Below are 26426 nucleotides of genomic sequence, written 5' to 3' on the forward strand. Positions count from 1 at the left end.
GGGAGCGTGGTGCGGACGGCCGCAGTATCGCGTGACGGAAGTGGTCTACGCCATGGGGTGGGGCTCAGGAGGACGACAGCAGCAGCGTCGCGAGCATGAGGACGGGGAGGAACTGGAACACGGCGGCGCCTCGCAGCCGGGCCGGCCACAGCACGGCGCCGACGGCCGCCACCACCCCGCAGAGCACGCCCAGTTGGGCGAGCGGCGCCTCGTGCGGCTCATCGGTCCAGATCACCGCCATCCAGCCGTAGCCCACGGCCAGCGCGTCGAGCGGCAGCAGCACGAGGACGGCGACGGTGTTCCTCCACCTCATGGGCTCATCGTCGTCCCGGGGGAGGGCGGGCGCCTGAGTACGGGTACTCAGCTAGTCCGGGATGCGGGCCGCCGCCTCCCGCAGTGCCCCGATGAACGCCTCCGTGGCCGGTGTCGCCGAGCGGCCCCGTGCCGTTGCCGCGTAGACCGCCCGCGCCGGGGCGTCCTCGTCCAGTACCGGCAGCAGGGCGATGTCGGGGCGTACGGACTCCGCGGCCAGGGCCGGGACCAGGGTCACGCCGAGGCCTGCGGCGACGTACCCCTGCTTGGCGGTCCACTCGCCGACGACGTGTGCCACGCGCGGGCGGAAACCCTGGCGCAGGGCCGCGTCCAGGAGGGTGCCCTCGGGGCGGGAGCTGCCGGAGATCCAGTCGGCGTCGGCGAGTTGGCCGAGGCGGACGGGGTCCGTGCCGGCCGCCAGGGGGTGGCCGGCGGGGACGGCGACGTACAGCGACTCGTCGAGGAGGTGGTGGAGTTCGTACGACTCCAGGGGTGAGCCGCCCGTCGTCGAGACCACCGCCAGGTCGAGGTGGCCCGCCGTGAGCCGGTCCAGGAGCCTGGCAGTGAGGCCCTCTTCCCGCGAGAGGTGGACGCGGGGGTGGCGGGCGCGGAACGCGGCCAGGGCGTGCGGCACCAGCGCCGCGTCGGCCGTGGGGAACGCCCCGAACCGCAGCCGTCCGCCCGCCACTTGACGCAGCGCGGACAGTTCCCGCCCGGCGCCGTGCAGGGCTTCGACGACGGCCTCCGCATGCGGCACGAGGACGCGTCCGGCCTCCGTCAGTCGCACACCACGCGGCAGCCGGTCGAAGAGCGGTCCGCCGCCCAACGCCCCTTCCAGCGCGGCGATCTGCCGCGACACCGCGGACTGCGTCCACCCGAGCGACTTCGCGGCCACCGTGAACGACCCGTGCCCGGCCACTTCCAGAAAAACCCGCAGCCACACGGTGGAAAGCTCGGGTTCGCGATGCGTGTTCGGCATGGCAGTCATGCTAGACATTCGCTTGTCGCATCCCGAGGCCGTGCCTAGCGTCGAGGGCATGCAGGTCACCATCGAAAACCCCGCCTCCGCACCCCAGCCGCTGAGCCCCTACTACTCCCAGGTCGCCCGCGTCGAACACGCCGACGGCAGCGCCCTGTTGTTCCTCTCCGGGCAGATCGCCGAGGGCGCCACCCTCGCCGAGCAGACCCGGGGCGTCTTCGAGACGCTCGACGCCCTGCTCAAGGCCCACGGCGCGGCCCTGACCGACGTCATCAACATCCGTACGTACCTGACGGACATCGGCAGGCTCGAGGAATACGGCTCCGTCCGGCGCGAGTTCCTCACCGGGACGCCGCCCACCAGCATGACGTTCGAGGTGCCCCGGCTGTTCCGGCCGGAGGCCCTGGTCGAGATCGAAATCGTGGCGGCGGTGCCGGCCGGCAGGTGATACTGCCGCGCGTGAAGACAGCGAAGGCAGCGAACCTCGGCGTCCTCTTCCTCATCGAACTCGGCGCCCTCGCGGCGGCCGGCTACTGGGGGTTCACACGAGACGTGGCGACCCCGCTCGCCTGGCTCCTCGGCCTCGGCGCCCCGGCCGTACTGATCGTGCTGTGGGCGCTGTTCGGCTCCCAGAAGGCGTCGTACAAGACCCGCGGCGCGGTCCGTGTCGCCTTCGAACTCCTCTGGTTCGGAGCGGGAGTTGCCGCGCTGTGCGCCGCCGGGGCGTATGCCTGGGCGATCGCCTTCGCCCTCGTCTGCGCCGTCAGCAAGACCCTCGCCGTCATCTGGCGCCAGTAGCGGGCGAGTTCACGCCTACTCGCCCAGCAGCGCCAGAAAGTCCCGGAACGCCGCCGGCATGTCCACCGACTCCGGATCCAGGAGCCACTGGTACTGCAGGCCGTCCATCACCGCGACGAGGAGCGGGGCCGTCCGCTCGGGCGTCAGACCGTTCGGCAGGCGGTCGCCGTACTCCGCGCGCAGCACCGCCGCCATGCTCGACCGCACCTGCCGGTACCGCTCCGTGAAGTACTCCCGCGCCGGGTGCCCCTCCGTCACGCTCTCGCCCAGCAGCGCCGAGAAGGTCTGGATGATGCCGGGCCGCATCGCGTTGTACTCGACCAGCGAGGCCAGCAGATCCACCCGCCACTGCGTGGCCGGCACCGCGTCCCACTGATCCCGCTCTTCGAGTACGGCGACCAGCAGCGCCTCCTTGGTCGGGAAGTGGTGCAGCAGCCCCTGCTGGGTGAGCCCCACGCGCTCCGCGACCGCGGCCAGGCTCGCACCCCGGTAACCGCGCTCGGCGATCACGTCGAGCGCCGCCCGGACGATCTCCGCGCGCCGCTCCTCACTCCTGACCCTGGGGTTCATGGCGTCACCGTACGGCATCGACGTACGGTCAATATTACGGCAGGATAACGAAACCTACCGGTCTACAGGTAACCGGTGCACGATGGGCGCAGGACGACACCGCACGCATTCGACATCGCACGGACTCAACGAGGAGGCACCCCGATGGCGGGAACCCCTGGAACCTCACCGGCCGACCGGGCGCGCGAGGCCGCCGTCGAGGCGGCCCTCGGCAAGCTGGACCTGGACGCCAAGGCCCGGCTGCTGTCCGGCCAGGACACGTGGTCCCTGCCCGCCCTGCCGGAGATCGGCCTGCAGTCCCTCGTGATGTCCGACGGCCCGATCGGCGTCCGGGGTGTGCGCTGGACCGCCGACGATCCCTCCATCGCCCTGCCCTCCCCGACCGCCCTCGCCGCCACCTGGGACCCCGAGCTCGCCCGCCGCGCCGGCACACTGCTCGCCCAGGAGGCCCGGCGCAAGGGCGTGCACGTGCTCCTCGCCCCGACCGTCAATCTTCACCGCTCCCCGCTCGGCGGGCGGCACTTCGAGGCGTACAGCGAGGACCCGTACCTGACCGGGCTGATCGGCGCCGGGTATGTGAACGGGGTCCAGTCGGGCGGCGTCGGCACCACCGTCAAGCACTTCGTCGCCAACGACGCCGAGACCGACCGCTTCACCGTCAACAACCTGGTCTCCCAACGCGCCCTGCGCGAGCTGTACTTGACCCCCTTCGAGATCATCGTCGAGAACGCCCACCCCTGGGGCATCATGACCGCCTACAACACGGTCAACGGCACGACGATGACCGAACACCGCTATCTCGTGAACGAAGTCCTGCGCGGCGAATGGGGCTTCGACGGCTACAACGTCTCCGACTGGATGGCCGCCCGGTCCACGGTCGACGCCATCGAGGGCGGCCTGGATGTCGCCATGCCCGGGCCGCAGACCGTGTACGGCCCGCCCCTCGCCCAGGCCGTCCGGGACGGCAAGGTCGAGGAGGCCGTCGTCGACGAGGCCGTCCGCAACGTCCTGCGGCTCGCCGCCCGCGTCGGCGCCCTGGAGAGCGCCGAGCCGGCCGTCACGGAACTGCCCGAGACCGTCGACGGCGGCGCACTGGCCCGCGAGATCGCCCGCCGCGCCTTCGTCCTCGTACGGAACGAGAACAGCGCGCTGCCTCTCAAGCCCGGGACCGTGGCGTTGATCGGCGCCGCCGCCCGCGACGCCCGCGTCCTCGGCGGCGGTTCCGCCACCGTCTTCCCCGCCCGCGTCGTCTCCCCGCTCGACGGCCTCACCGCCGCCCTCCCCGAGGGCACCGTCAGCTACTGCGTCGGCGCCGACATCAACACCGAACTCGCCGTCGCCGACAAGGGATTCGAGCTGCGCGCCGTGTGCCGGGACGCCGACGGGAACGTCCTCGGCACGGGCTCGGCGCTCAACGGACAGCTCCAGTGGATGGGTTCGGACCTCCCCGAGGGCGTCACCCACGACCGCCTGCACACCGTGGAGTTGACCGGCACCTTCACCCCGCGCGACACCGGCCCGCACACCTTCGGCATCAAGGGCACCGGCCACTTCACCCTCACCGTCGCCGGCACGACGTACTACGAGGACGTCCAGCGACCCGCCGACGACAGCGACCCCTTCGAGGCCTTCTTCGGCGCCCCGGTGCCCCGCGCCCAGGCCGAACTCACCGCCGGCGAACCGGTCGAGGTCTCCCTCACCTACGTCTTCGCGCTCCCCGAGGAGATCCCCTTCAAGGTCGTCGCCTTCGCGCTCGCCCACCAGGAGCCACAGCGCGACGGCGACGAGCTGATCGCCGAGGCCGTCGAGGCCGCGCGGAACGCCGACACGGCCGTCGTCGTGGTCGCCACCACCGAGCGCGTCGAGTCCGAGGGCTTCGACCGCAAGGACCTCGAACTCCCGGGCCGTCAGGATGAGTTGGTCCGTGCCGTCGCCGCCGCCAACCCGAACACGGTCGTGGTCGTCAACTCCGGCTCCCCGGTGGAGCTCCCGTGGCGCGAGGACGTCGCCGCCGTCCTGCTCAGCTGGTTTCCCGGCCAGGAGGGCGGCGCGGCCCTCGCGGACGTGCTGACCGGCGCGCACGAACCGGGCGGCCGGCTGCCGACGACCTGGGGCTCGCTGCCCGACGCCCCGGTCACCCGGGTGGTCCCCAAGGACGGCGAACTCCCTTACGACGAGGGCGTGTTCATCGGCTACCGGGCCTGGGAGAAGCAGGGCCGCACCCCGTCGTACCCCTTCGGCCACGGCCTCGGCTACACCGACTGGACGTACGAGTCCGTCGAGGTCGACGGCACCACCGCCAGGATCCGCGTCCGCAACTCCGGCGAGCGCCCGGGACACGAGGTCGTCCAGGTCTACCTGGCGCCGAGCGGCACCGACCCCGACCGCCCGGCGCGCCTGCTGGCCGGGTTCGCGGGCGTGCAGGCGGGCCCGGGCGAGACGGCCGAGGCGGTCGTCGAGATCCCCCGCCGCGCCTTCGAGGTCTGGGACGAGGCGGCCAACTCGTGGTCGTTTGTGAAGGGTTCGTACGAGATCCAGGTGAGCCGCTCGATCACGGACCGCCGCCTCACCGCGACGATTAACGTCTGATCCGGGAAAGCCCTCCCACGAACAGCCCCGGTCCGGGACCTGACCCCTGGACCGGGGCTTGTGTGTTCTGCGTGGACCGTGCGGCCTACCGTACGCCGAAGCCGTACACCGTCTCCGAGCGGAAGACCTCTCCCGGGCGCAGCACCGTGCTCGGGAAGTCCGGCCGGTTCGGGGAGTCGGGGAAGTGCTGGGTCTCCAGCGCGATGCCGTCGCCCGGCGCGAAGGGGTCGGACAGGTGGTCCGCGGTGTACAGCTGGAGCCCGGGCTCGCTGGTCGCCACGGTCAGCACCCGGCCGGACGCGGGGTCGTACAGCTCGGCAACCTCTCGGGCGTCCTCGGTCACCCCGCCGTCGAGCACGAAGTTGTGGTCGTACCCGGCACCCACCTTCCGCGCCTCCCGGAAGTCGAAGCGCGTGCCCGACACGTCCTCCAGCACACCGGTCGGGATCAGGTCGTCCTCGACGGGCGTGAAGCGGGAGGCGGCGAGCCGCAGTTCCTGACCGCCCGCGTTCCCGGAACCGGCCAGGTTCCAGTACGAGTGGTTCGTCAGGTTCACGATGGTCGGCGCGTCCGTCACCGCCTCGTACGCGATCCGCAGCGCACCGGAGGCGTCGAGCGTGTACGTCGCGGAGACCTCGAGCCGGCCCGGGAAACCCTCCTCCCCGTGCGTGCTCACCCGGCTCAGGCGCACCCCGTGGTCCCCGGCCGGCGTCAGGTCCCACACCCGCTTGTCGAAGCCGCGCTCGCCGCCGTGCAGGGAGTTGGGCGCGTTGTTCGGCTCCAGGGCGTACGTCACCCCGTCCAGCGGGAAGCGGCCGCCCGCGATCCGGTTGGCGTACCGGCCGATCAGGGCGCCGAGAAACGGCTCCGGGTGGTCGAGATAGCCCTCCAGGTCCGCGAACCCCAGCACCACGTTCCCGGTACGCCCGTCCCGGTCCGGGATCTCCACCGACTGCACGATCCCGCCGTACGACAGGATCCGTACCCGTACGCCCGCCCGCTCCAGGGTCCACCGGTGAACCGGGGTGTCGTCGGAAAGTGTGCCGAAGAGTTCGTTCATGTGCGGAACACTAGGTCACGTCTTCTTCGCGGTGACGGCGCGGTAGGCGATCTCCGCCAGCCGGGCCTGGCCGTTCACACTCGGGTGGAACCAGTCCCAGTGGCTCAACTGGTCCGTACCGAAGCGGTATTCGTACACCGCGCCCCCGTCGAACCGGCACCGCCGGTCCTTCCCGCACACCTCCTTGAGCACCTTGTTGTACGCCTCCACCCGCTTCTGCACCGTGTCCCGCCGCAGCGTCGCCGCCGAGTCCAGCGCGTCCGCGTCGCCCAGCATGGAGGGGCAGATGCCGAGCTTCCACACCTGCTTGCCCAGCGGGTTCGTACGCCCCTGGGACCACAGCCGCTTGAGGTTCGGCACGCTCGCCACGTACACCTGCGTCTTGGGCAGCGACTCGCGCAGGGTGCTCAGCGCGTCCTCGAAGTCGGCGCGGAAGCTCGCCACCGAGGTCATCGCGGAGGTGCTGGCCCGGCAGGCGTCGTTCGCCCCCGCCATCACCGTCACCAACTGCGGTCGGCGCGTCGCCGCCTGGGCCATCTGGCCGGGCAGATCCGCCATCCGTGCACCGGTCACCGCGTAGTTCCAGCTGCGCGCGGCCGCCTGCGACTTCCCCAGCAGCCGTACGGCGAGACTGTCGACGCCGGCGCTGCTACCGGTCGCCCAGGACACCTCGGGGCAGTCCGACAGGACCGTACAGGCGTCGAAGCCACGGGTGATGGAGTCACCGACGGCGGCGATCGAACTCGGGCTCACGTCCCACGTCGGCGTGGGGGACGGCTTCGCCTTCTGCGCCTTGGTGCCGCTCGGCCCGGCGGAGTTACCACCGACGGCGTCGCAGCCGGCGACGCCCAGGACGGCCGCCACGACCGTGGCGAGAACGGCCCTTGAGCGGTGGCTCTGCTTCCGCATCCGCTGCTGATCCCCTCGGTCGACGTACAGGACATGAAGACGAGACATGAAGAGATGTCCCCCTCCATAACAACGCTCGAGGGTTCCCGATCCGCGCACCATGCAACGCTTCACACCCGTACAAGCGTCCTGCCGGGTGAATGGGGGGCGTTTCGGCGCATCGGGACCGACGGTACGTCACACTCCTTGCGCCGCCGCACGGTAGCCTCGCCATCAACGTGGCTGCCCGGCCACACCGTCCGCCAGTTCGCAAGATGTCCTGCTCTGCCCGGAGGTCCCGGTGACGACACGTGGAGTTCTGTACGTGCACTCCGCGCCGCGCGCGCTGTGCCCGCACGTCGAGTGGGCCGTCGCCGGCGTGCTCGGCACGCGCGTCAACCTCGACTGGATCCGGCAGCCCGCCGCGCCGGGCACCTGGCGCTCGGAGTTCTCCTGGCAGGGCGAGGTGGGCACGGCCTCCAAACTGGCCTCCGCACTGCGCGGCTGGCACCTGCTCCGCTTCGAGGTGACCGCCGAGCCCTGCCCCACGGCCGAGGGCGAACGCTACAGCTGCACCCCCGACCTCGGCATCTTCCACGCGGTCACCGGCATCCACGGCGACATCCTGATCCCCGAGGACCGGTTGCGGGCCGCCCTGGTCCGCTCGCAGCGCGGCGAGACCGACCTGGAGGCAGAACTCGCAAAGCTCCTGGGCAAGCCGTGGGACGACGAGTTGGAGCCGTTCCGGTACGCCGGGGAAGGCGCCCCGGTGCGCTGGCTGCACCAGGTGGTGTAGGCATCCGACACGCCGAAGGGCCCCCACCAGGCGGTGGGGGCCCTTCAGTTGCGTACGAGCGCTTCTCAGACCGTGCGGAACGCCAGCACCACGTTGTGGCCGCCGAACCCGAACGAGTCGTTCAGCGCGGCGATACGGCCCTCGACGGGCAGCTTGCGCGCCTCGCCGCGGACGATGTCCGCGTTCGCCTCGGCCTCGGGGTCGAGGTTCTCGACGTTGATGGTCGGCGGAGCGACGCGGTTGTACAGCGCGAGGACCGTCGCGACCGACTCCACGCCACCGGCACCGCCCAGCAGGTGACCGGTCATCGACTTCGTCGCGGAGACCGCCATGTGGTCCGCGTCGTCGCCGAACACCTTGCGCAGCGCCTTGAGCTCGGCCACGTCACCGGCCGGCGTCGACGTCGCGTGCGCGTTGACGTGCACGATCTCCGCCGGGTTCAGGTCGGTGCGCTCCAGCAGGTTCTGCAGGGCGTGCGAGATGCCGCGGCCCTCCGGCTCCGGCTGGACGATGTCGTGGCTGTCGGCGGAGATGCCCTGCCCGACCGCCTCGGCGTACACCCGGGCACCGCGCTTCGCGGCGTGCTCGGCGGACTCCAGGACGAGGACACCCGCGCCCTCGCCGAGGACGAAGCCGTCACGGGCGACGTCGTAGGGACGCGAGGCGCCCTCGGGGTCGTCGTTGTTCTTGGACATCGCCATCATGTTGCCGAACGCGGCGATGGGCAGCGGGTGGATGGCCGCCTCCGTGCCGCCCGCGACGACGACGTCGGCGCGGCCCGTGCGGATCATCTCGATGGCGTAGCCGATGGCCTCGGCGCCCGACGCACAGGCGGAGACCGGCGTGTGCACGCCCGCGCGGGCGCCCACGAGCAGGCCCACGTTGGCCGAGGGGCTGTTCGGCATCAGCATGGGGACGGTGTGCGGGGAGACGCGGCGTACGCCCTTCTCCTTCAGCACGTCGTACTGGTCGAGGAGCGTCGTCACACCGCCGATGCCGGAGGCGATGACGGCGCCGAGCCGGTCGGGGTCGACCTTGTCGTCCTCACCGGCCTTGTCGGTGAAACCGGCGTCCGCCCAGGCCTCCTTGGCCGCGATCAGCGCGAACTGCGCCGAGCGGTCCAGACGGCGGGCCTGCGGCCGCGGGATGACCTCGGTGGGCTCCACGGCGACGGGCGCGGCGATGCGGACCGCCTGGTCGGCGGCCCACTCCTGCTCCAGGGGCTTCACGCCGGACTTGCCGGCGATCAGACCCTCCCAGGTAGAGGCTGCGTCGCCACCCAGCGGTGTGGTTGCGCCGATACCGGTGACGACCACGGTGCGATTGGTCGGGCTCACGGGAATTCTTTCTCCAACGATTACGAGGATTCAGCGGCGCCACCGCCGGGTGGCGGGGCAAGGCAGCCGGAGCTGAGACCCCTAAGGGGTCAACTCAGGCCTGGTGCTTGAGGATGTAGTTCGTCGCGTCGCCGACCGTCTTGAGGTTCTTGACGTCCTCGTCCGGGATCTTGACGTCGAAGCGCTCTTCGGCGGCGACGACGACCTCGACCATGGACAGCGAGTCGACGTCCAGGTCGTCGGTGAAGGACTTGTCCAGCTGGACGTCCTCAACCGGGATGCCGGCGATCTCGTTCACGATGTCGGCGAGACCGGCGACGATCTCTTCCTGAGTGGCGGCCATGTCAGGCGCTCCTTCGTTGTGATCCAGAGGGTTTGGCACCCGCCGCGGCAGCGGCAGATTGTTGCTGCTCCCGCACCGGACCCGTTGATGATCCGGCACGGAGTGCCTAGGGGAGGGTAACGACCGTCGCGGCGTACACGAGACCCGCCCCGAAGCCGATGACGAGCGCGGTGTCGCCGCTCTTCGCCTCGCCGGTCGCCAGAAGCCGCTCCATCGCGAGCGGAATCGAGGCGGCCGAGGTGTTGCCGGTGGTGCGTACGTCACGCGCGACCGTGACGTGCTCCGGCAGTTTCAGCGTCTTCACCATCGAGTCGATGATCCGCTCGTTGGCCTGGTGGGGAATGAAGACGTCCAGGTCGTCCGCGGTGATTCCGGCCGCGTCCAGCGCCTGCTGGGCGACCTTCGCCATCTCGAACACGGCCCAGCGGAACACCGCCTGGCCCTCCTGCGTGATCGCAGGGAACTTGGCGACCGGGCCCTCGCGGTAGTCCGTCCACGGCACGGTCTGCTTGATGGTCTCCGACTTGTCGCCCTCGGAGCCCCACACGGTCGGGCCGATCGCCGGTTCCTGGGCGGGGCCGACCACGACCGCGCCCGCGCCGTCGCCGAACAGGAAGGCCGTCGCGCGGTCCTCGAGGTCGGTGAGGTCGGACAGCCGCTCGACGCCGATGACGAGGACGTACTCCGCGCTGCCCTCGACGATCATGCCCTTGGCGAGCGTGAGGCCGTAGCCGAAGCCGGCGCAGCCCGCGGAGATGTCGAAGGCGGCGGCCTTGTTCGTGCCGAGCTTGTCCGCGATCTCCGTGGCGACGGCCGGGGTCTGCTTGAAGTGCGAGACGGTCGAGACGATCACGCCGCCGATCTGCTCGGCGGAGATCCCGGCGTCGGCGATCGCCTTGCCGGACGCCTCGATCGACATCGCGGCGACGGTCTCCTCGTCGGAGGCCCAGTGCCGGGTCTCGATGCCGGAGCGCGAACGGATCCACTCGTCGGACGAGTCGATCGTCTCGAGGATCACCTCGTTCGGCACCACCCGGGTCGGACGGTAGCCGCCCACGCCGAGGATGCGCGCGTACGGGGCGCCCTTGCTGGGCTTGATCTTCGACATGTTCGTACGGCTCCTTGGGGTCAGGCGTTGGCGTGCTCGGCGATGAGCTCGCGGGCCGCGTCGAGGTCGTCGGGGGTCTTCAGCGCGAGGGTCTTCACACCCGGCAGCGCGCGCTTGGCGAGGCCGACCAGCGTGCCGCCGGGGGACACCTCGATGATCGCAGTCGCGCCGAGTTCCTTGAAGGTCTCCATGCACAGGTCCCAGCGGACCGGGTTGGCGACCTGGCCGACCAGGCGCTCCAGCACCTCGGCGCCGGAGGCGACCGTCTGCCCGTCCTTGTTCGAGACGTACGTGAACTTCGGCTCGGCGGGGGCCAGTTCGGCGGCGGCCTTGGCCAGCGCGTCGACGGCGGGCGCCATGTGGTGCGTGTGGAAGGCGCCGGCGACCTTCAGCGGGACGACCTTGCGGACGCCCTCGGGCTTGTCCTCGTTCAGCGCGGCGAGCTGCTCCAGCGTGCCCGCGGCGACGATCTGGCCCGCGCCGTTGACGTTCGCCGGGGTCAGGCCCAGCTTCTCCAGGTGCGCCACGGACACCTCGGGGTCGCCGCCGAGCAGCGCCGACATGCCGGTCTCGGTGATCGCGGCGGCGTCGGCCATCGCCAGACCCCGCTTGCGCACGAGGGTCAGCGCGGCGGTGTCGTCGAGGATGCCCGCGAAGGAGGCGGCGGTGATCTCACCGACGGAGTGGCCCGCGACGGCGCCCGGGGCGATGTCACCCAGTGCCGCGGCGGACAGGATTCCGGCCGCGACCAGCAGCGGCTGGGCCACGGCGGTGTCGCGGATGGCATCGGCGTCGGCCTGGGTGCCGTAGTGGGCGAGGTCGAGGCCGATGGCGTCCGACCACGCGGCGACGCGGTCGGCGGCACCGGGCAGTTCGAGCCAGGGAGTCAGGAAGCCGGGCGTCTGGGCGCCCTGGCCGGGAGCGACGAGTACGAGCACTCTCACACTCTCTCTTGTGGACGGGCACGGCCGCCCGTGGGGACAGGGACGAAGAACACGAGGGGGTTTTGTATAGCCCCGACAAAAGCCTAGGCGGGGAGATCTCCATCGGCCAGACGCCCCAGGATCAGCGCGATTCGCAGCGTGAAGGCCGAACGTACATCAGAGGGCGACCAGCCGGTGACGTCAGTCACACGTCGGAGCCGGTAGCGCACGGTGTTGGGATGGACGAAGAGCATCCGGGCCGCGCCTTCCAGACTGCTCGCCTGTTCGAGATAGACGGAGAGCGTCTCCAGAAGCGCGGACCCGGCCTCCTCGAGCGGTCTGTAGATCTCCTCCACCAACTGCTCGCGCGCGCTCGGATCCCCTGCGATGGCACGTTCCGGAAGCAGATCGTCCGCCAGAACCGGCCGCGGGGCGTCCTGCCAGGCGGAACACGCCTTGAGCCCGGCGGCCGCGGCCTGCGCGGACCGGGTCGCGGCCAGCAGATCGGGTACGACGGGCCCGGCGACCACGGGTCCCGCGGCATAAGGCCCGATCAGCGACTTGGCGACGCCGATCGGGTTGTCGCTGCCGCCGGCGATGACGACGAGCCGGTCGCCGAGCACACCGGTGAGCACCTGCAGCTTGGCGTGCCGGGCGGCCCGCCGAATCGCCTCCACGGTCAGCTCGGAGTCCCCGTCGGGCGCGGTCCCCAGCACCACACACACATGCTCGGGAGCGTTCCACCCGAGGGCGGCGGCCCGGCTGACGGCCCCCTCGTCGGCCTCCCCGCTCAGCACGGCGTTGACGACCAGGGACTCCAGCCGGGCGTCCCAGGCACCGCGTGCCTCCGCGGCCTGGGCGTAGACCTGGGCGGTGGCGAAGGCGATCTCACGGGCGTACACGAGAAGGGCCTCGCGCAGCACGCTCTCGTCCCCGGGCGCCGCCACCTCGTCGATGGCGGACTCCATGACCTCGATGGTCGTCCGCACCATCTCCACGGTCTGGCGCAGCGTGATGGCCCGGGTCAGCTCACGAGGAGCGGTCCCGAAGACATCGGTGGAGATGGCCTGAGGGGCGTCCGGATGCCGGAACCACTCGGTGAAGGCCGCGATACCGGCCTGGGCGACCAACCCGATCCAGGAACGGTTCTCCGGGGGCATCGCCCGGTACCACGGCAGCGTCTCGTCCATGCGCGCGATGGCCTGTGCGGCGAGCGAACCGGACGACTTCTCCAGCCGCTTCAGCGTCGCAACATGCGCATGGACGTCGGGCGAGGCGGCTTCGGGCTTGCGGGATACGGGTTCGGGCACGGGGACAAGACTGCCTTATCCGGACGGGAGTGTGCGTTGCCGGGTCACGGGTGACCGCCACGCAGGCGTGCCCGCGCCGCTACCGTGGGGTTCGTGATGGACGTACGGCGCGCTGCGGAGCGCTACCCGGGGGGCGATGCGGCGGCCGGCATCGAGTCGTGGCACGCCTTCTCCTTCGGCCCGCACTACGACCCCGACAACCTCCGCTTCGGCGCGGTGATCGCCTGCAACGAGGAGCGCCTCGCCCCCGGCGCCGGCTTCGACGAGCATCCGCACAGCCACACCGAGATCGTGACGTGGGTGGTCGAGGGCGAGCTCACCCACCGCGACTCCACCGGCCACGAGACCCGGGTCCGCCCCGGCGACGTGCAGCGTTTGAGCGCGGCGGCGGGCGTCCGCCACGTCGAGCGCAACGACGGCGACGCCCCGCTGACCTTCGTCCAGATGTGGCTGGCGCCCCTGGAGCCGGGCGGCGACCCCTCCTACGAGATCGTCCACGGCATCGCGGACTCGACCCCGTACGCGGTCCCGGAAGCGGCCGCGATGCTCCACGTACGCCGCCTGACCGCGGGGGAGCGGACGGCGGTGCCGGACGGGGCGTATGTGTACGTGCATGTGGTGCGCGGTGAAGTGCGGCTGGACGGCGAGGAGTTGGGGGCGGGGGACGCGGCGCGGATCACGGACGCCAAGGAACTGGAGGCGGTCGGGGTGACGGACGCCGAGGTGTTGGTGTGGGAGATGGGCCGGTGATGTCTCGTCGGCTCAAGTCCCTTGCGCACCATGGTTGCTGACTTACCATCGGCACATGTCCGAGGGGGAGTCGCGGCAAGTCGAGGCTGATTCGAGTGAGCACACCGAACCGGTTCCGCTGACCAAGAGGCAGCAACAGGCCGCGGGCGCCATCGGCGGAGTGCTGGCCGTCAGCGGTGTGGTCGCTGTGTTCACCGGCGGAAACCAGGCGGGGAGCGTGGCGATGCTGGTCGTCGGCGCGCTGTTCCTGCTGGTCGCGGTGAGCGGGATGCCCGTGGTGGGCGCGAGGATCCGGGACTTCGAACTGCGCCTGGCCGAGCGGCGCGTCAGGGCGCTGACGCGCGCGGCGGGCCGGCTCCCCGACGCGGAGGCGAACCGGCTCAAGGGGATCATCGACGCGGTGCACGGCGACCCGTTCACGGGCGACGACGCCCTGCTGGCCCTGATCGAGTCGCTGCTTTTCGAGGCCCGGGTGAGGGACGGGGTCGTGGCCGACGCCCTGGCGGGCGAGCGGGTCGAACCGCACCCCGAGGCGGAGGTCGGTGAACCTCTCGTCGTCCTTGAGTCGCCCGATCGCGCCGTACGGATCGGGGTCTTCGCGCTGTACGCGCGCAGCGTGCCCAGGGAGTTTCCCGCCGAGCTCGTGGACGAGTTCATGGGGCGCCTCGCAGGGACGGACTGCCACGCCGTCATCCTGGTCACGGCCATGCGGGACAACGGCGGCTTCGGTGCGCTCGCGGCCGGGATCAGGGCGGCGGGCCTGCCCGTCAGTGTCGAGGACTGGAGGCCGGTCGGTGAACCCCGCCCCCTGCGCTCCGCCATCGAACGCCTCACCTCGGAGGTGCTCGCGCACCGTGCGGCGTTGCCCCCGCAGACGTCCGCTAGCTGAGCTCCCCGAGCACCGCGTCCGTGAACGCCGGCCACACCTCGACCGCCCACGGCCCGAACGCCCGGTCCGTCAGGGCGACCGTCGCCGCGCCCGCGACCGGGTCGATCCACAGGAACGTACCCGACTGTCCGAAGTGACCGAAGGTGCGGGCGGAGGAGGAACTCCCCGTCCAGTGCGGCGACTTGGAGTCGCGGATCTCGAAGCCGAGGCCCCAGTCGTTGGGGTTCTGGTGGCCGTAGCCCGGCAGGACGCCCTTCGTGCCCGGGTACTGGACCGTCATCGCCTCGGCGACCGTACGGGGGTCCAGCAGCCGCGGCGCCTGCACCTCGGCGGCGAAGCGGAGCAGGTCGTCGACGGTGGAGACGCCGTCCTTGGCCGGGGAGCCTTCCAGGGACGTGGACGTCATCCCGAGCGGCTCCAGCACCGCCTGGCGCAGATACTCCCGGAACGGGATGTCCGCGGCCTTGGCGATGTGGTCGCCGAGCTGCTCGAAGCCGGCGTTGGAGTACAGGCGGCGCTCCCCGGGCGGCGCGGTCACCCGGTGCTCGTCGAAGGCGAGCCCCGAGGTGTGGGCCAGCAGATGGCGCACCGTCGAGCCGGGCGGACCGGCCGGTTCGTCGAGCTCGATCGCCCCCTCCTCGTACGCGACGAGGGCGGCGTAAGCGGCGAGCGGCTTGGTGACCGAGGCCAGCGGGAAACGCCGGTCGACCGGCCCGTGCGTACCCAGGACCGTCCCGTCGGCCCGGACGACACCTGCCGCGGCGGTGGGAACCGGCCAGTTTTCGATCAACGCAAGGCTCTGCAAGGACATGCCGACGAGCCTAAGCGGCTCAGAGCCTGCGCATCATCGTGGGGTCCGGCTTGTGGACGAAGCCGAGGGAGGCGTAGAGCGGCTCGGCCTCCGGGGACGCGGTCAGCATCACCTGTCCGGCGCCCCGCTCGCGGAACCACTCCATGAGCTCCTCCATGCACGCGCGCGCGTACCCGCGACGGCGCGCCTGATGGTCGGTGGCGACGCTGAAGACGTACCCGGCCCGCCCGTGCGGGTTGCCCGCCTTCCCGATGCGGTAGTCGACGGTCCCGACGACCAGCGCCGCCAGCGCCCCCGGCCGCTCCGGGTGGTCGACGACGAACGCCGCGAAGTCCCCGTCCGCCTCGCCCAGCCGCTCCCGCAGGACCGGCAGCGACTGCTCGTGCCATTCCACGGACTTGTCCCCGCCGGGCAGATCGTCGATCATCACCTGGCGCAGCCGCAGCACTTCCGGCGCGTCCTCGGGCACAGCACGGCGTACGAGACTCATGAACCGCACGGTAGCCAGGGCCGCCACGCCATGTCCTGCCGATTTCTTACGGGTTCTTACGGGTTCCGCTTGCTTGGAGTGCACTCGAAGGTCATAGCGTTGAGGCCATGACGGTGATGGAGACCACGCCCACCAGGACCGACAGTTGCGCCGCCCCGCCCCACCCGCACCGGCGCCCCGAAGGCCAGGACAGCTACACGATCAGCGAGGTCGTCGCCTTCACCGGGCTGACCGCGCACACTCTCCGCTGGTACGAGCGCATCGGCCTGATGCCGCACGTCGACCGCTCCCACACCGGCCAGCGCCGCTACAGCAACCGCGACCTCGACTGGCTCGACCTCGTCGGCAAGCTCCGGCTCACCGGCATGCCGGTCGCCGACATGGTGCGGTACGCCGAGCTGGTGCGCGAGGGCGACCACACCTTCGGCGAGCGGTTCGAACTCCTCGAGGCGACCCGCCGGGACGTACTGGCCCGGATCGCCGAGCTGCAGGACACCCTCGCCGTGCTCGACCGGAAGATCAGCTTCTACGCGGACGCCGGTCGCCCCTCGGCCCACGAAGCGGAGAAGGTTGCCCGATGACCGACAGCAGGATGACGTCCGCACGACTCGGCGAGGCCGGCCCCGAGGTCGGCGTACAGGGCCTCGGCTGCATGGGCATGAGCTTCGCCTACGGCCCCTCCGACGCCAAGGAGTCACGGGCCACGCTGGAGCGCGCGCTGGAGCTGGGCGTCACGCTGTTCGACACGGCGGACGCCTACGGGGCGGGCGAGAACGAGAAGTTCCTGTCCCCGTTCTTCAAGGCCAACCGGGACGAGGTCGTCATCGCGACCAAGTTCGCCCTGTCGATCCCGCCGGACGACCCCACCCGTCGGGTCATCCGCAACGACCCGCCGTACATCCGCCAGGCCGTCGAGGCCAGCCTGCGGCGGCTGGACGTCGACGTGATCGACCTCTACTACATGCACCGGCGTGATGTGAACGTGCCGATCGAGGAGACCGTCGGCGCCATGGCCGAGCTGGTGCGCGAGGGCAAGGTCAAGCACCTGGGCCTGAGCGAGGTCACGGCCGGCGAGCTGCGCGCGGCCCAGGGCGTCCACCCCATCGCCGCCGTGCAGTCGGAGTGGTCGCTGTTCAGCCGGGACATCGAGGCCCACGTGGTGCCGGCCGCCCGCGAACTGGGCGTGGCCCTGGTGCCGTACTCGCCGCTCGGCCGCGGCTTCCTCACCGGCTCCTTCACCAACGCCGACAAGGACCTCACCGCCGACGACTTCCGCCGCCAGCACCCCCGCTTCACCGGCGAGAACGCGGCCGCGAACGTGGCCCTGCTGGAACCGATCCGCACGATCGCCGAGGCCCACGACGCCTCACCGGCCCAGATCGCCCTGGCCTGGGTCCAGCAACAGACGAGAGTGCACGACCTCCCGGTCATCCCGATCCCGGGCACCCGCAAGCCGGGCCGGGTGGAGGAGAACGTGACGGCGACGACGATCAACCTGACGGCGGACGAGCTGGCGCTGCTGGAGCCGATCGCGGCGAAGGTGGCGGGAGACCGGTACGCGGACATGACGTTCGCGTCGGCAGGCAGGGAGTGACTCAGAGCTCTGCGAGCAGCTCCGCCTTCTTCACCGAGAACTCCTCATCCGTCACCAGCCCCGCCTGGTGCAGTTCCCCCAGGTGACGGATCCTCTCGGCGATATCGGCAGGGTCCCGCCGCACCGGCCCGGAGGCCACCGCGGCGGGCCCGCAGTCCCGCACCGCCGCCAACACGGCCGCGGCGAACGGCAGTGACTCGTGCACCGGCCCGTACCCCAGCCCGAACACCACGGCCGCCGGATCCTGGTCGGCCTGCGCGGGCGCCGCGGCCCCGTCGCGCCGTACCAGCCGCAGATGCCCCTCGAAGACCTCGGGCGAGCGCCACTCGACCCCGCTCAGCTCAGCGACCGGAAAGCTCTGGTCGCCCGCCTTCCACTTCGCCGAGGACGCCCCGGTCCAGAACCAGCGGAAGTTGACCGTCTTGCCGTCGAAGGACGCCTTCGCGTCGTACGCCTTGAACTGCCGGGGTGCCTCGGGCGCGGCCACCAGATACCGCTCGGCCGGCTCGCCGTCCGCCTTGAGCTCGGCCCGCAGCTCGTCGGCGTAGTACTCCGCGAGCGTCTCGCGCTCGGCAGGCAGCACCAGCCGATACGGATCGCACACTTCCTTCAGCTGCCCGGCCGCCGCCTCCAGCAACGGGTCCGCACCCGGCCGCACCTCTACCCGCAGGACGACGGTGCCGCGCTTGCCGTGGGAGAGCGTCACCCCGGAGATCGCCTCCAGCGGAACACGACGCTCCCCCAGCGCCTGGAAGAGCTTGGGTGTTCGAATCCCCCGTTCGTAACGGATGACCACGGAGTCGGACTCGAACTCCCAGGCAGCATGAAATCCGGCCAGTACGTCACCCATGCGGCTCATCGTATGCGGGACCTGCTCCTTCGTCGCCACCCTGCGCACACCGCAGTTTCTGCGCTTCTACGCGCGTCCGGCCGCGGCCGCGCCGGACAAACCGGCCCGGCACACGGCGTCCTCGTGCGCACAGTGCACCGACTGGTACGCGCCAATGCCGATCTCGGCGAAGTTCAGCAGGCTCTCCGTGTCCGGCTCGAAGTAGCCCGCGTGCCCCTTCGCACCCTCCGCCGAAAGCACCCGCGCCCCGAACGCGGTCGACACCGGGTCCGCTCCGTGGCCCAGCCCGCCGACCTCCATGTACGGCACGTCCTGGATCCAGTCGGTCGCGTCCCGCATCGCCCACACCCGGGCGGCGGTGTGCAGGTTCGCGGCCTTCTCGACCCGCATGCCGGGGCTGCCGGCCACCGCTATGTCGGCCACCCGGCCCGGCAGCGAGCGCGCGGCGACACCGCACACCACGGAGCCGTAGCTGTGGCAGAACAGGGAGACCGGCGCACTGCCGGGCAGGGCGCGCACCAGCGCGTTCAGCCGGACCGCGCCGTCCTCCGCGCGCATCGCCGTCGCCGAGTCGATGCCGAGACCGGCGGGCGCCGTGTAGTCGGCCCAGGCGATCACGGCCGTCCGCGTCGTCGGGCTCGCCGCCTTCTCGGCCGCGTACAGCGATTTCGCCATGCCGACGGGCGCCGAGTACTGGCGGTTCGTCCGCTGGAAGGTGAGCAGGTCGGTGTCGACACCGGGGACGACGACCGACACGCGGTCGGCCTTCTCCAGGTTCCCGAACACCTCCGCGACCCGCCCCGAGCCCTCGGGGTCGAAGGCGAGGATGTGCCGGCCCTTGCTCATCAGGGCCTCGTAGCGGTGCATACGGCGGCCCGCGTCGTGCTGCCCGGCGGGGGAGAGCCGGCTGTCGTGCATGCGTTTCCGCTCCACCGTGCGCTGCTGCTGGAGCGCGAGGCGGTTGGCGCTGTAGCGCAGTGCGACGGGGGCGCCGTTCATGTTGCCGACCGCGAGGGGATAGCGGCGGGCGAGGTCGGCTCGCTCCTGAGCGGTGAGCGAGGCGAAGAAACGGGACAGGCGCGCGGGGGTCGCGTCCGCGTCCGGCACGTGGTGTCCGTGGAGGCGGCCGTGGTCCCAGGCGGAGACCGAGGCCTGCAGCGGAGTGGCACTCCGGTGGCTGCGCAGGGCCGTCCATCCGGTGGTGGCCAGCATCACGAACACGACGGCCAGAGCGAGCAGCGCGCGCCAGACGTTCAGTTGCGGGGAGGTGTCGAAGGAAGTCACTGGGAGGACACACTAGGAGAACGAGAGGGTCTCGCGTGAGCCGAGTGACGACTATCACGTTTCGATAAACGCGGCGATGACCTCGCCGTGTCTCAGTGTGTCCGCCAGTTCTCGGTGAGTGCGGGCCCCACTTGTTCGAGGTAGGCGATCGTCAGCCCGCGCATCGCCTCGAGGCTGAAGTCCTCGCCCGTGCTCCACTGCCGTTCGGTCACCCGCATCACCCCGCTGAAGACCGCCACGGCCAGACGCGGGCGCGGATCGGCGTCCACGTCCAGGCCCTCGCGGTCGGCGAGCACGCGCGCGAGGGCGTCCTCGGTCTCGAGGTTGCGCCGCAGATGCGCGGCAAGCAGCACCGGCGTCGACTCGATCACCCGGTACATGCGCAAGTACAGCTCGACGGGTACGACGGACTCGATGACGTCGTGCAGGCTGTCCCAGCCCTCCAGCACGGCCTGGCGCAGCGCCTCCATCGGCGCCTCGTGGGCCGGCCGCTCGCGCACCGCCTCGACGAACCGCGCCACCGCCAGCTCCTGCAGGGCGAGGGCGGCCTCCTCCTTGCCGGCGAAGTAGCGGAAGAAGGTGCGCTGCGAGACGTCGACGGCCTCGGTGATGTCGTCGACGGTCGTGCGCTCGTAGCCGCGCGTGGTGAACAGCTCGACGGCGGCTCTGAGCAGCGAGTCCCGGGTGCGCTGTTTCTTGCGTTCGCGCAGCGTTTCCATATGCGTCAGTTACTGACTTGTGAATTGGTTTGTCAACTGTCAGTGGCTGTCACTAGCCTCGAACGCATGACTAGTCAGACCATCGACACGACGGGGTCGGGGGACAAGGCGCCGGTAACCCCGTCGGACCGGTCGCCGTCCTCCGGACTGCGCGGCCACCCCTGGTTCACCCTCATCACCGTGGCCGTCGGCGTCATGATGGTGGCCCTCGACGGCACCATCGTGGCCATCGCCAACCCGGCCATCCAGAAGGACCTGAAGGCGAGCTTCGCCGACGTCCAGTGGATCACCAACGGCTACTTCCTCGCCCTCGCGGTCTCCCTGATCACCGCCGGCAAGCTCGGCGACCGCTTCGGGCACCGCCAGACCTTCCTGATAGGCGTGACGGGCTTCGCGGCGGCCTCGGGCGCCATCGGTCTGTCCAGCAGCATCGCCGCGGTCGTCACCTTCCGTGTCTTCCAGGGCCTGTTCGGCGCGCTGCTGATGCCGGCCGCGCTCGGCCTGCTGCGGGCGACCTTCCCGGCCGAGAAGCTCAACATGGCCATCGGCATCTGGGGCATGGTCATCGGCGCCTCCACCGCGGGCGGCCCGATCCTCGGCGGTGTGCTCGTCGAGCACGTCAACTGGCAGTCGGTGTTCTTCATCAACGTGCCGGTCGGCGCCCTCGCCCTGGTCCTGGGCCTGCTGATCCTGCGCGACCACCGCGCCGAGAACGCCCCGCGCTCCTTCGACATCCTCGGCATCGCCCTGCTGTCGGGCGCGATGTTCTGCCTGGTCTGGGCCCTGATCAAGGCCCCGACGTGGGGCTGGGGCGACGGCAAGACGTGGACGTTCATCGCCGCCTCCCTCATCGGCTTCGTCCTCTTCTCCTTCTGGGAGACGAAGGTCAGGGAACCGCTGATCCCCCTGAACCTCTTCCGCTCGATCCCGCTGTCGGCGGGTGTCGTACTGATGGTGCTGATGGCCATCGCGTTCATGGGCGGCCTGTTCTTCGTGACGTTCTACCTGCAGAACGTGCACGGCATGAGCCCGATCGACGCGGGCCTGCACCTGCTGCCGCTCACCGGCATGATGATCGTCGGCTCCCCGCTCGCGGGCGCGATGATCACCAAGCTGGGCCCGCGCATCCCGCTGGCCGGCGGCATGGCGGCCACCGCGATCGCCATGTACGGCATGTCGACGCTGAAGGTGGACACCGGCAGCGGCCTGATGGCCGTCTGGTTCGCCCTGCTCGGCCTCGGCCTCGCGCCGGTCATGGTCGGCGCCACGGAGGTCATCGTCGGCAACGCGCCCATGGAGCTGTCCGGTGTCGCCGGCGGTCTCCAGCAGGCCGCGATGCAGATCGGCGGCAGCCTCGGTACGGCCGTGCTGGGGGCCGTGATGGCGTCCAAGGTGGACAGCGACCTCCCGGCCAACTGGAAGGACGCGGGGCTCCCGCAGCTGACCCCGGCCCAGCTCGACCAGGCCTCCGAGGCCGTCCAGGTCGGCGTGGCACCGGTGGCCAAGGGCACCCCGGAGGCGATCGCCGCGAAGATCGCGGACGTCGCGCACGACTCGTTCATCTCCGGCATGAGCCTCGCCTCCCTCGTCGCCTGCGGGGTGGCGGTCGTGGCCGTCTTCGTCGCCCTGCTCACCAAGCGCGGCGAGAACGCGGAGGCGGGCGCGGGCGCGGCCCACATCTGACGCGGGGAATCGCACCGAACCTGACGGCGTTTCAACGGACTTCGCCTATCAGGGTGAAGAGGCTAAAGATTCCTCGCACCCGGTGCGCACCGCAGGCCACAGTGGGTCCAGCCCTCCACGCGGCATGTTCCACGGGCACGTTCGTACGGCGTGGAGGGCGCCCGGGCTGCGGCGCGCTGCCGGAGGGGGACAGCGCGCCGGCAGCACGGGGATTAGGAACCGCATCGGGGGTACCCGCTCCCTGAACCCCGAACAGACCCCGGGGTTCAGGGAGTTGATGATGGCGGGCTTCGGACACGGAACGCGCAGGTACCCCCGCTCGCGTGGCCGTACGGGGTCACGGACCGGGCCGGATCGCGCGACGCTCGGAATCATCGGAGTCATCTGCGCGGTCGCGGGATTCTTTGTGCTGGGGATCATCCTCGGCCCCGTGGCGATCGTCTGCGGCTGGCTCGGCATGGGCCGCAGCTGGGCGGGCAGCCGCTCGGTCCCGGCCTTGGTCGCCTTCGTACTGGGCGCCATCGACACGCTCCTGGCGATCGTGTGGCTCGCCGGAGCGGCAACCCCGGGCTACGGACTGTTCTGACCCGGGGCGAGTGAGGGAAGGGCCCCCGGCGGATGGACCGGGGGCCCGCCTCTTCATGGTCTTCCCGACGGCTCCCGCAAGGCCGCGACCTCGGCCCGCAGCGCCCGTACCTCCTCCGTCAACGCCTCGATCGCCTCCGTCTGCCGTCGTTCCTCCACGTCGTCCATCTCGAACCGTGAGATGAACCAGGCGGCGATGTTCGCGGTGACCACACCGAGCAGTGCGATCCCGGACAGCATCAGTCCGACCGCGATCATCCGTCCCAGCCCGGTGGTCGGCGCATGGTCGCCGTACCCCACGGTCGTCATGGTCGTGAACGACCACCACACCGCGTCACCCAACGTGCGGATGTTCCCGTCCGGCGACTCCCGTTCGACCGACAGCACGGCCAGCGACCCGAACATCAGCAGCCCGACCACGGCTCCCGCGACATACGTCGTCAGCTGGATCTGCGAGGCCATCCGCGCCCGCCGCCCGACGAGTATCAGCGTCGACACCATCCGCAGCAGCCGCAGCGGCTGCAGGATCGGCAGCACCACCGCGCACAGGTCCAGCCAGTGCGTCCGGACGAACTCCCGGCGATTGCGGGCCAGTCCGACCCGCATCAGATAGTCGATGGCGAACGCTCCCCACACCACCCACTCGATCGTCGTGCACACGACCGTGAGCGATCGCCCCGCCGAGGTGTCCACGATCGGCACGGCATACGCGACGGCGAACACCACGGCGAGCGCCAGCAGAGGCCGCTGGGTGAGGTGTTCCCAGCGCGCTTGCGCCGAATGTTGCTCCATGACCGCATCGTAAAGAAGAAGTAAGGGTGAGAAACGCCAAAGGCGGCGAGGCCCTCAGGCCCCGCCGCCCTCATACCGCGATCACAGGCGTTACGCGTCGCCCCCGGCGGCCCCCGGATCGGCCGCCGACACGTCGAGCAGCTGGTAGCGGTCGATGGCCTGCTTCAGCACCGACCGGTCGACCTTGCCCTCCTTCGCCAGCTCCGTCAGCACCCCCACCACGATCGACTGCGCGTCGATGTGGAAGAAGCGCCGGGCGGCACCCCTGGTGTCCGCGAAGCCGAACCCGTCGGCGCCCAGCGACTGGTACGTCCCCGGCACCCACCGCGCGATCTGGTCCGGCACCGCCCGCATCCAGTCGGACACGGCCACGAACGGCCCCTGCGCTCCCGACAGCTTCTGAGTCACGTACGGCACCCGCTGCTCCTCCTCGGGGTGCAGCAGGTTGTGCCGCTCGACCTCGACGGCGTCGCGCCGCAGCTCGTTCCAGGAGGTCGCCGACCAGACGTCCGCCTTGACGTTCCACTCCTCGGCGAGGATCTTCTGCGCCTCGATCGCCCACGGCACGGCCACACCGGACGCGATGATCTGCGCCGGGATCGACCCCGAAGTGCCCTCGCCCAGCTTGTGGATGCCCTTGACGATGCCCTCGACGTCCACGTTCGCCGGCTCGGCCGGGTGCTGGATGGGCTCGTTGTAGACGGTCAGGTAGTAGAAGACGTCCTCGCCGTGCGGGTGCTCGGCGTCACCGCCGTACATCCGCCGCAGACCGTCCTGCACGATGTGCGCGATCTCGTACGAGTACGCCGGGTCGTAGGCGACACAGCCCGGGTTGGTCGAGGCGAGCAGCTGCGAGTGGCCGTCCGCGTGCTGCAGACCCTCACCGGTCAGGGTCGTACGGCCGGCGGTCGCACCCAGCACGAAACCGCGCGCCAGCTGGTCGGACATCTGCCAGAACTGGTCGCCGGTGCGCTGGAAACCGAACATCGAGTAGAAGACGTAGACCGGGATGAGCGGTTCGCCGTGCGTCGCGTACGCCGAACCCGCCGCGATCAGCGAGGCCGTGCAGCCCGCCTCCGAGATGCCGTCGTGCAGCATCTGCCCGGTCGGCGACTCCTTGTATGCGAGCAGCAGATCGCGGTCGACCGCCTCGTACTGCTGGCCGAGCGGGTTGTAGATCTTCGCGCTCGGGAAGAAGGAGTCCATGCCGAACGTGCGGTACTCGTCCGGCGCGATCAGCACGAACCGCCTGCCGATCTCCTTGTCCCGCATGAGGTCCTTAAGCAGTCGTACGAAGGCCATGGTGGTGGCGATCGACTGCTGGCCGGAGCCCTTCTTCACGGTCGCGTACGTCTTGTCTTCCGGCAGCGTGAGCGGCTTGGAGCGCACGACGCGCGTCGGGACGTACCCGCCGAGCGACTTGCGCCGGTCGTGCATGTACTGGATCTCCTCGGAGTTGCGCCCCGGGTGGTAGTACGGCGGTGCCCCGGACTCCAGGTCCTTGTCGGCGATCGGCAGGTGCAAGCGGTCGCGGAAGCGCTTGAGGTCGTCGACCGTCAGCTTCTTCATCTGGTGCGTGGCGTTGCGGCCCTCGAAGTTCGGGCCCAGCGTCCAGCCCTTGACGGTCTTCGCGAGGATCACCGTCGGCTGGCCCTTGTGCGCCGTGGCGGCCGAGAACGCCGCGAAGATCTTCTTGTGGTCGTGACCGCCGCGGCCCAGGTGCAGGATCTGGTCGTCGGTCATGCCCTCGACCATGGCGCGCAGCCGCTGGTCGTCGCCGAAGAAGTGCTCGCGGATGTACGCGCCCGACTCGGTGGCGTACGTCTGGAACTGGCCGTCCGGCGTCGTGTTCATCCGGTTGACGAGGAGGCCGTCGCGGTCCTGCGCGAGCAGCGGGTCCCAGGAGCGGTCCCAGATCAGCTTGATCACGTTCCAGCCGGCGCCGCGGAAGACCGACTCCAGCTCCTGGATGACCTTGCCGTTGCCGCGCACCGGGCCGTCGAGGCGCTGCAGGTTGCAGTTGACGACGAAGGTCAGGTTGTCCAGGCCCTCACGCGCGGCGATGGTCAGCTGGCCGAGCGACTCGGGCTCGTCCATCTCGCCGTCGCCGAGGAAGGCCCACACGTGCGACTTCGAGGTGTCGGCGATCCCGCGCGCGTGCATGTAGCGGTTCATCCGTGCCTGGTAGATCGCACCGATCGGGCCGAGGCCCATCGACACGGTCGGGAACTCCCAGAAGTCCGGCATCAGCCGCGGGTGCGGGTACGACGAAAGCCCGTACGGCGCCTTCGACTTCTCCTGGCGGAAGGCGTCGAGGTTGTCCTCGCTGAGTCGGTCGAGCAGGAACGCGCGCGCGTAGATGCCCGGAGAGGCGTGGCCCTGGAAGAAGACCTGGTCGCCGCCGTCGCCCTCGTCCTTGCCACGGAAGAAGTGGTTGAAGCCGACGTCGTACAGCGACGCGGAGGAGGCGAACGTGGCGATGTGGCCGCCGACGCCGATACCGGGGCGCTGGGCGCGCGAGACCATGACCGCGGCGTTCCAGCGGGTCGCGTTGAGGACCTTGCGCTCGATCTCCTCGTTGCCCGGGAAGAACGGCTCGCTCTTGGTCGGGATGGTGTTGACGTAGTCCGTGCTGCGCATCTCGGGCACGGCCACGCGCTTCTCGCGGGCCCGCTCGATCAGCCGCAGCATCAGATAGCGGGCCCGCTCACGGCCGCGCTCGTCGACGGCGGCGTCGAGGGAGTCGAGCCACTCCTGGGTCTCCTCGGGATCGAAGTCAGGAACCTGACTCGGAAGGCCGCCAATGATGATCGGGTTGCGATCGGATCCGGAAGCCACGCTGTTCCTTACCTGTCAGAGGGCTGTCTTGAGCTGCAATTCGGTATGCCTGCACCGTTCCCCATCGTGTACCTCGGGGAAGCAAACGTCATCTCTACTGAGAGGTAACCGAGACCTCTGACGGCTTC

Annotated in this window: 27 protein-coding genes; 10 read left to right on the plus strand and 17 right to left on the minus strand. The window is 70.5% G+C overall.

What is annotated here, in order from left to right; all coding sequences use genetic code 11:
* Positions 1–64: 64 nt before the first annotated feature.
* Together ACFY1L_RS13220 and ACFY1L_RS13225 are read right to left on the minus strand one after the other, a co-directional pair.
* Positions 65–313: a hypothetical protein gene (locus ACFY1L_RS13220; protein WP_388822606.1), complete on the minus strand. Its 249-nt coding sequence runs from the start codon at positions 311–313 to the stop codon at positions 65–67.
* Positions 314–364: 51 nt separating this feature from the next.
* On the minus strand, positions 365–1300 hold the full coding sequence (locus ACFY1L_RS13225; protein WP_388822609.1) for a LysR family transcriptional regulator: 936 nt from the start codon (positions 1298–1300) through the stop codon (positions 365–367).
* Positions 1301–1349: 49 nt separating this feature from the next.
* Between ACFY1L_RS13225 and ACFY1L_RS13230 the strand changes: the two genes are divergently transcribed.
* Both ACFY1L_RS13230 and ACFY1L_RS13235 read left to right on the plus strand, forming a co-directional pair.
* Positions 1350–1739, plus strand: a complete 390-nt coding sequence (locus tag ACFY1L_RS13230) for a RidA family protein (RefSeq protein ID WP_388822612.1) — start codon at positions 1350–1352, stop codon at positions 1737–1739.
* Positions 1740–1750: 11 nt separating this feature from the next.
* A complete protein-coding gene (locus tag ACFY1L_RS13235; RefSeq protein WP_388822615.1) occupies positions 1751–2089 on the plus strand; it encodes a YrdB family protein in 339 nt (112 codons plus the stop codon).
* A gap of 15 nt (positions 2090–2104) precedes the next feature.
* Here ACFY1L_RS13235 and ACFY1L_RS13240 read toward each other — a convergent pair whose 3' ends face one another.
* Positions 2105–2677, minus strand: a complete 573-nt coding sequence (locus ACFY1L_RS13240; protein WP_388822618.1) for a TetR/AcrR family transcriptional regulator — start codon at positions 2675–2677, stop codon at positions 2105–2107.
* Between the two features lie 126 nt (positions 2678–2803).
* Between ACFY1L_RS13240 and ACFY1L_RS13245 the strand changes: the two genes are divergently transcribed.
* The gene (locus ACFY1L_RS13245) at positions 2804–5248 is read left to right on the plus strand and encodes a beta-glucosidase (RefSeq protein WP_388822621.1); all 2445 of its coding nucleotides are present in this window, start codon (positions 2804–2806) and stop codon (positions 5246–5248) included.
* An 85-nt stretch (positions 5249–5333) separates the two neighbouring features.
* On the opposite strand, the gene ACFY1L_RS13250 is transcribed toward ACFY1L_RS13245, so the two are convergent.
* A complete protein-coding gene (locus ACFY1L_RS13250) occupies positions 5334–6308 on the minus strand; it encodes an aldose epimerase family protein (RefSeq protein WP_388822624.1) in 975 nt (324 codons plus the stop codon).
* 15 nt (positions 6309–6323) lie between these two features.
* A complete protein-coding gene (locus tag ACFY1L_RS13255) occupies positions 6324–7217 on the minus strand; it encodes an SGNH/GDSL hydrolase family protein (RefSeq protein WP_388822924.1) in 894 nt (297 codons plus the stop codon).
* Between the two features lie 280 nt (positions 7218–7497).
* Here ACFY1L_RS13255 and ACFY1L_RS13260 point away from each other — a divergent pair, with 280 nt between their 5' ends.
* Positions 7498–7992 (plus strand): DUF3145 domain-containing protein, encoded by a 495-nt coding sequence (locus ACFY1L_RS13260; RefSeq protein WP_361262242.1) that lies wholly within the window; start codon positions 7498–7500, stop codon positions 7990–7992.
* 65 nt (positions 7993–8057) lie between these two features.
* On the opposite strand, the gene fabF is transcribed toward ACFY1L_RS13260, so the two are convergent.
* From fabF to ACFY1L_RS13285, 5 genes are all read right to left on the minus strand, one after another.
* Positions 8058–9329, minus strand: a complete 1272-nt coding sequence (fabF, locus tag ACFY1L_RS13265) for a beta-ketoacyl-ACP synthase II (protein WP_388822627.1) — start codon at positions 9327–9329, stop codon at positions 8058–8060.
* Positions 9330–9423: 94 nt separating this feature from the next.
* Complete coding sequence (locus tag ACFY1L_RS13270; protein ID WP_030931809.1) at positions 9424–9672, minus strand: acyl carrier protein; 249 nt, start codon at positions 9670–9672, stop codon at positions 9424–9426.
* Positions 9673–9778: 106 nt separating this feature from the next.
* Entirely contained in the window at positions 9779–10780 is a 1002-nt protein-coding gene (locus ACFY1L_RS13275; protein WP_388822630.1) for a ketoacyl-ACP synthase III, read from the minus strand.
* Between the two features lie 20 nt (positions 10781–10800).
* Entirely contained in the window at positions 10801–11718 is a 918-nt protein-coding gene (locus ACFY1L_RS13280; RefSeq protein WP_388822632.1) for an ACP S-malonyltransferase, read from the minus strand.
* Between the two features lie 89 nt (positions 11719–11807).
* Entirely contained in the window at positions 11808–13013 is a 1206-nt protein-coding gene (locus tag ACFY1L_RS13285; RefSeq protein ID WP_388822634.1) for a PucR family transcriptional regulator, read from the minus strand.
* 96 nt (positions 13014–13109) lie between these two features.
* Between ACFY1L_RS13285 and ACFY1L_RS13290 the strand changes: the two genes are divergently transcribed.
* On the plus strand, positions 13110–13763 hold the full coding sequence (locus ACFY1L_RS13290) for a pirin family protein (protein ID WP_388822926.1): 654 nt from the start codon (positions 13110–13112) through the stop codon (positions 13761–13763).
* Positions 13764–13818: 55 nt separating this feature from the next.
* Positions 13819–14652, plus strand: coding sequence for a hypothetical protein (locus tag ACFY1L_RS13295; RefSeq protein ID WP_388822636.1), 834 nt, complete (start codon positions 13819–13821; stop codon positions 14650–14652).
* Here ACFY1L_RS13295 and ACFY1L_RS13300 read toward each other — a convergent pair.
* Both ACFY1L_RS13300 and ACFY1L_RS13305 read right to left on the minus strand, forming a co-directional pair.
* Positions 14645–15463, minus strand: a complete 819-nt coding sequence (locus ACFY1L_RS13300; protein ID WP_388822638.1) for a serine hydrolase domain-containing protein — start codon at positions 15461–15463, stop codon at positions 14645–14647. The two genes, ACFY1L_RS13295 and ACFY1L_RS13300, sit on opposite strands and share 8 nt — an antisense overlap.
* Positions 15464–15482: 19 nt before the next feature.
* The gene (locus ACFY1L_RS13305; protein WP_388822640.1) at positions 15483–15953 is read right to left on the minus strand and encodes a GNAT family N-acetyltransferase; all 471 of its coding nucleotides are present in this window, start codon (positions 15951–15953) and stop codon (positions 15483–15485) included.
* Between the two features lie 107 nt (positions 15954–16060).
* Here ACFY1L_RS13305 and ACFY1L_RS13310 point away from each other — a divergent pair, with 107 nt between their 5' ends.
* Together ACFY1L_RS13310 and ACFY1L_RS13315 are read left to right on the plus strand one after the other, a co-directional pair.
* Positions 16061–16534 (plus strand): MerR family transcriptional regulator, encoded by a 474-nt coding sequence (locus ACFY1L_RS13310; RefSeq protein ID WP_388822642.1) that lies wholly within the window; start codon positions 16061–16063, stop codon positions 16532–16534.
* Positions 16531–17547, plus strand: coding sequence for an aldo/keto reductase (locus tag ACFY1L_RS13315; protein ID WP_388822644.1), 1017 nt, complete (start codon positions 16531–16533; stop codon positions 17545–17547). The genes ACFY1L_RS13310 and ACFY1L_RS13315 overlap by 4 nt, the downstream gene beginning before the upstream one ends.
* Position 17548: 1 nt before the next feature.
* On the opposite strand, the gene ACFY1L_RS13320 is transcribed toward ACFY1L_RS13315, so the two are convergent.
* From ACFY1L_RS13320 to ACFY1L_RS13330, 3 genes are all read right to left on the minus strand, one after another.
* Positions 17549–18406 carry a DUF4429 domain-containing protein gene (locus ACFY1L_RS13320; RefSeq protein WP_388822646.1) on the minus strand — a complete coding sequence of 286 codons (858 nt, stop codon included), beginning with the start codon at positions 18404–18406 and terminating at the stop codon, positions 17549–17551.
* Between the two features lie 57 nt (positions 18407–18463).
* Positions 18464–19681 carry an alpha/beta hydrolase gene (locus tag ACFY1L_RS13325; RefSeq protein ID WP_388822648.1) on the minus strand — a complete coding sequence of 406 codons (1218 nt, stop codon included), beginning with the start codon at positions 19679–19681 and terminating at the stop codon, positions 18464–18466.
* 92 nt (positions 19682–19773) lie between these two features.
* The gene (locus tag ACFY1L_RS13330; protein ID WP_388822650.1) at positions 19774–20400 is read right to left on the minus strand and encodes a TetR family transcriptional regulator; all 627 of its coding nucleotides are present in this window, start codon (positions 20398–20400) and stop codon (positions 19774–19776) included.
* A 66-nt stretch (positions 20401–20466) separates the two neighbouring features.
* Between ACFY1L_RS13330 and ACFY1L_RS13335 the strand changes: the two genes are divergently transcribed.
* Together ACFY1L_RS13335 and ACFY1L_RS13340 are read left to right on the plus strand one after the other, a co-directional pair.
* Entirely contained in the window at positions 20467–22083 is a 1617-nt protein-coding gene (locus tag ACFY1L_RS13335; protein ID WP_388822652.1) for an MFS transporter, read from the plus strand.
* 277 nt (positions 22084–22360) lie between these two features.
* Positions 22361–22669, plus strand: a complete 309-nt coding sequence (locus ACFY1L_RS13340) for a small hydrophobic protein (protein WP_388822654.1) — start codon at positions 22361–22363, stop codon at positions 22667–22669.
* 53 nt (positions 22670–22722) lie between these two features.
* Here ACFY1L_RS13340 and ACFY1L_RS13345 read toward each other — a convergent pair whose 3' ends face one another.
* Together ACFY1L_RS13345 and aceE are read right to left on the minus strand one after the other, a co-directional pair.
* Positions 22723–23460: a potassium channel family protein gene (locus ACFY1L_RS13345; protein ID WP_388822656.1), complete on the minus strand. Its 738-nt coding sequence runs from the start codon at positions 23458–23460 to the stop codon at positions 22723–22725.
* A gap of 90 nt (positions 23461–23550) precedes the next feature.
* Positions 23551–26298 carry a pyruvate dehydrogenase (acetyl-transferring), homodimeric type gene (aceE, locus tag ACFY1L_RS13350; RefSeq protein ID WP_388822658.1) on the minus strand — a complete coding sequence of 916 codons (2748 nt, stop codon included), beginning with the start codon at positions 26296–26298 and terminating at the stop codon, positions 23551–23553.
* Positions 26299–26426 lie beyond the last annotated feature (128 nt).

The organism is Streptomyces sp. NPDC001663 (assembly GCF_042893105.1).
In the GTDB taxonomy this organism is placed as follows: domain Bacteria; phylum Actinomycetota; class Actinomycetes; order Streptomycetales; family Streptomycetaceae; genus Streptomyces.